This is a genomic window from Microcoleus sp. Pol11C3 (genome assembly GCF_036701485.1).
Classification (GTDB): domain Bacteria; phylum Cyanobacteriota; class Cyanobacteriia; order Cyanobacteriales; family Microcoleaceae; genus Microcoleus.
This window is the reverse complement of the sequence record NZ_JAUBQW010000236.1, coordinates 1-4381: the sequence shown is the minus strand read 5'-3', so window position 1 is coordinate 4381 and position 4381 is coordinate 1. Positions and strand designations below refer to the sequence as shown.

Below are 4381 nucleotides of genomic sequence, written 5' to 3'. Positions count from 1 at the left end.
CAAAAATCAATACAACTCTTGTGGGACGGGCTTCTAGCCTGTCCGGAATTTCCAATTTAAATGCGTAACAGCTTAATCGCTACAGAATTAAAATCAAGCAATTAGTGAGCAGCAGGTGCTTTGACTCCAGCGCCTCCCTTGCCGAGAAACAGCAGCAATGGCAGCGAGCAGAGAAAGACAATGCCGACAAAGCGAAAAATGTCTGCGTAGGATAGAACGGCTGCCTGGGTATTGACTAATTGGGAGAGCACGGCGAGGGCTTGTTGGTGGGCAGTTGCGGCATCAGAACCGCGACTCTGAAACAAACCAGTGAGTGCATTGAGCCGCTCAGTTGTTTCTGGATCGTAAGGCGTTAACTTTGCCAACAAAATGGCTCGATGAAAAGCCTCTCGTTGAGCCAGTAATGCGGTCAGAATGGCAATGCCAATACTACCACCGAGCTGACGAGTCAAGTTATAGAAGCCCGATCCAGCCGATACATCTTCTTTGGGTATGGAACCCAATGTTGCCAAACTCAGGGGCAGGAACATCAAAACCGTAGTTGCACCGCGCCAGATTAGGGGCCAAAACAAATCATCAGTTCCGGTTTGGGGGGTGATTTTTGCCAGCTCGAACATGACGGCTGCAGTTCCACAGGCTCCCAGCGCAATTAAAATGCGGGCATCCACTTTAGTCGAAATTTTGCCCAATAAAACCATTATGATGGCGGATGCTAAAGCTCCTGGAGCGAGTAGAAATCCGGTTTGCATTGCCGAAAATCTCAGCACGCCTTGAGCAAACAGCGGTACAGCAAACAAGGCTCCGTACAACCCCATGCCCAAAATACCAGAGTAAAGGCTACCGGCTGCCAGGGATTTATGCCGCAGAACCCGCAAGTCAACTGCTGGTGCTTTTGTGCTGAGTTCTCGCCAGATGAACAGAAACACCCCCATAACCGCCATAAAAGCCAGGAGCGTAATGAAACCCGATTCAAACCAGTTTTCTTTTTCCCCTTCTTCCAAAAATCCTTGCAAACTACCTATCGCAATACACAGCAGTACAATTCCTGTCCAGTCCACTTTCTGCTGGCTCCGTTCGTGTTGCTTCGAGTCAGGTCGGAGAAACACGATCGCCATGATGACAGCCACAATACCGACGGGCAAATTGATAAAGAAAATCCAGCGCCAGCCTAACGTATCGGTCAGATAGCCGCCTAGCGTGGGACCAATAGCCGGACCTGAAATCACCCCAACTCCAAACACCGACTGCGCTAACCCCTGTTCCGCAGGGGGAAAAGTTTCAAACAGAATCGCTTGCGCTTTTGCCAACAGTCCGCCTCCGCAGAAGCCTTGAAGAATTCGAGCTAGCACCAGCATCGGCAGGTTGATGGATAAACCGCATAACACCGAGGCGGCTGTGAACCCGATCATGGAAAAGACAAAGTAGGTTTTCTTGCCGAATAAGTCCCCCAACCAAGCAGAGAGCGGAATCATCACAACGTTGGCGATCGCGTAACCCGTTACCACCCAAGCAATTTCGGTCACCGTTGCGCCTAATGTCGTCTGCATATCTGTTAAAGCAACGTTCACAATGCTGGTATCAATGACTTCTAGAATGGCTCCTAAAGAAGCCGTCAGGGCGATCGCCCACTTGAGCGGTCCCTGCACGTACCCCGCTGCATCATAGGCAGAGTGTTTCAATTTTTTTAATGGTTTTGCTCGCTTTTGTTGAGAGTGTTGTTGAGCGTTTTGCTGGTCTTGAGGCTCAGACTCTTCCAAATCGGTAAAAGCCTGAATATCAAGAGAATCTGGTTCAGTTGCATGACTCTGTATTTGAGGGCGTTTCATTTTTAGTCTCTACTTTTGCGATCGCCTCGGGCAGGTGCTTCGCACCACCGCAACGGGTTAGGGTGCTTTAATCTGGAAATGCCAAATTCATAGGAAAATTGTCAGGAACCTTCATTCTGGAGACGAAGTATGACTTACAGAAGACGCTGCTGTGCTAACTCCCCGCACAAATAAATCCACACACCCTTCGATGTATCGTTTACGGCTATAGCCCCGGTTTACTTGAGAAACATGGCGGCGAATCATACCAGACAGCAGCATTCCCGTCAATTGATCTACTGCCAGTGGCAGGTCAACATTCGGACCAATACTGCCGCGTTCAACACAGGTTTGTAGATAGGAAATTAGTTTTTCACGTAGCGGTAAAAATGATTGCTGAAGCACCTCCAGTGCTTCTATCGGATGTCGGTGAGCTTCACCAATAAACATCCGAAATAGAGCTTCGTACTCCTCCAGCATGTCGTCGTGGAGCTTTGCATAATGCAGGAGATCGCGGCGTAGGTCATAAGTCCATTCGTCTTGATGCGCCAACGCCTCCGTCCGCAATGCTGTAATGTGGTGGGCAACCGCACTCAACACTTGCTCTTTGCTCTGAAAGCGGCGAAACAAAGTGACTTCACTCACATCTGCAACACGAGCAATTTCACGAGTTGTCGCTCCAACGTAGCCTTCTGTAGAGAAAACTTCAATCGCGGCTTTCAACAGGCGATCGCGGGTTTCTGCTGCACTTCGATTCGTTCTACTCATCTCAATTAATGTAAGCACTAACTTACATATTCTAGATCGCCAAAGAGCTATAACTTCAGCAGAAAGGCAGATTTTTGGAAGATCTCGGGTGGGATTACGCTCAGATGCCGGGAAACTAGGAAAAGTCGTCGCGCCAGGAAACTCAGGATCGTAGCAAGAAACCCGGTTTCTAGAGTAAAGCCGAGAGGTAGAGTTGAGGGAGTGTTGCCCCTCCACCCCCTCTGTTCCAAAACCATGCTTGCGATTGTTCACCGCACAGGTTAACGGGGTGACAATTCCGTCCAAAGCCTTACCTTTCGCCTAGGAGCCAAACTTACAGCTATTTGCGATCGAATGTACTACAAGAGTTGCCTATCTAACTGGTTCTAAAAATAGACCACAATGATCAAACCAGTTCAAAGCATTGTCATCAGTAATAGCATTGATAGGTTGAGTAATCGCTTCATTAAGAATGTTTGAAGTTCGAGATACTTGGGAACGAAGAATTGCTTTTATTTTTGACCAACAAAACTCGATGGGAGATAAATCCGGCGAGTAGGGAGGTAAGAATTTCACTCTGGCTCCGACAGATTCAATCAAACTTTCGACGGCTTCAACATGATGAACACGTAAATTATCCATAACTACAATGGCGCCCACCCATAACTCGGGCAGTAATATTTTTTCCAGGTCAACCAAAAAACTCGGCGTGTTTAAACCACCCGGTAAAATCATAGCCGCAATTAAACCCTCATCGCTCATTGCTCCAACTAAAGTGACATTTTTTCTCTGATTTCCTGGTCGGTCATCATAGACTCGTTCTCCTCCTTTACATCTGCCATATCTTCTCACCATACCTAGATTTACACCTGTCTCATCCATGAATATGAGGTTCCTTACATCTATACTATCTAGCAAAAGTCTCCATTCATATCGCAGCTTCTGAACTCTTTCAGAGAGCTGTTCCCTGGCTATTAAAGTTTTTTTTTCTCCCTAATTTTAGTCGCTTGAGCTGGCGACATAAACTAGATTGACTAACTTCTATGCCTGTACGGTCTAGAAGAGAACCTTGAAGTTCTCGCAGATATATATCACGTTGCTCCGTGACAAGTTTTTGTAATAATTCTTCGTCTTTTCCTTGAATTTTAGGGGGTAGTGATGCAAAGTAATGTTTAGGCACAAAGCATTGCGTTGTAAGGGTTTATGAAGTACCAAATAACACCAATATGATTCTCTAACTTCTTAGAAAAAGATAAGGTCTTCCGAACTAATCTGCCAATTCTCTGACGCAAGGTATTATTGACCCTCTCAATGTAGCTAGTCTTGCCGGTCTCTTTACCAACAGCCTTATGTCGTTTGCTGGGTAATACCTCTGAATAAGCCTCCCAAAAATCGCTATAACATACCGCACATTGACGATAGACAGCAGGTATTGACAACCATAGCTTTTTTGCCGAACGACGAGAACGAGATCCAACTGTGGCTCCAACAATTTCCCTAGTCTGAGCATCAAGCGCTAGCCAAATCCATTGTTTGTTCTTTTTATTCCCTACAAATGACCACATCTCATCTAACTGAATTGTCAACTTTCCCTTTTTCTTTTGCTTAACCTCTAATTGCTGTGGGGTATTTTCATATTTACGATTGACATATGATTGTAACCATCGCGCTGACACTCCTGTAATTCTAACGATTGCGGCAAGCGCAAGACGTTCCAGTAATAACTTATCGATTAGTTCGCGGGTAGCTTGATCGGCTCTCCTGAACTTATGGTTATAAGTTTATCTAATCAGAAAAGCAAGCTAATACACGATTCTTGAAATTATTAA

General features: G+C 46.0%; 4 protein-coding genes and 1 pseudogene. All 5 read right to left on the bottom strand.

The window, feature by feature from the left end:
* Positions 1–101: 101 nt before the first annotated feature.
* Positions 102–1826, bottom strand: coding sequence for a DHA2 family efflux MFS transporter permease subunit (locus QUA40_RS27800; protein ID WP_333131802.1), 1725 nt, complete (start codon positions 1824–1826; stop codon positions 102–104).
* Positions 1827–1937: 111 nt separating this feature from the next.
* The gene (locus QUA40_RS27795; RefSeq protein ID WP_333131800.1) at positions 1938–2573 is read right to left on the bottom strand and encodes a TetR/AcrR family transcriptional regulator; all 636 of its coding nucleotides are present in this window, start codon (positions 2571–2573) and stop codon (positions 1938–1940) included.
* A 351-nt stretch (positions 2574–2924) separates the two neighbouring features.
* Positions 2925–3470: an IS630 family transposase gene (locus QUA40_RS27790; protein ID WP_333131798.1), complete on the bottom strand. Its 546-nt coding sequence runs from the start codon at positions 3468–3470 to the stop codon at positions 2925–2927.
* Between the two features lie 34 nt (positions 3471–3504).
* Entirely contained in the window at positions 3505–3732 is a 228-nt protein-coding gene (locus QUA40_RS27785; protein WP_333131796.1) for a hypothetical protein, read from the bottom strand.
* A pseudogene (locus QUA40_RS27780) lies at positions 3725–4315 on the bottom strand (IS1 family transposase); the annotation flags it as partial. The gene QUA40_RS27785 and the pseudogene QUA40_RS27780, both read right to left, overlap by 8 nt.
* Positions 4316–4381: the final 66 nt, after the last annotated feature.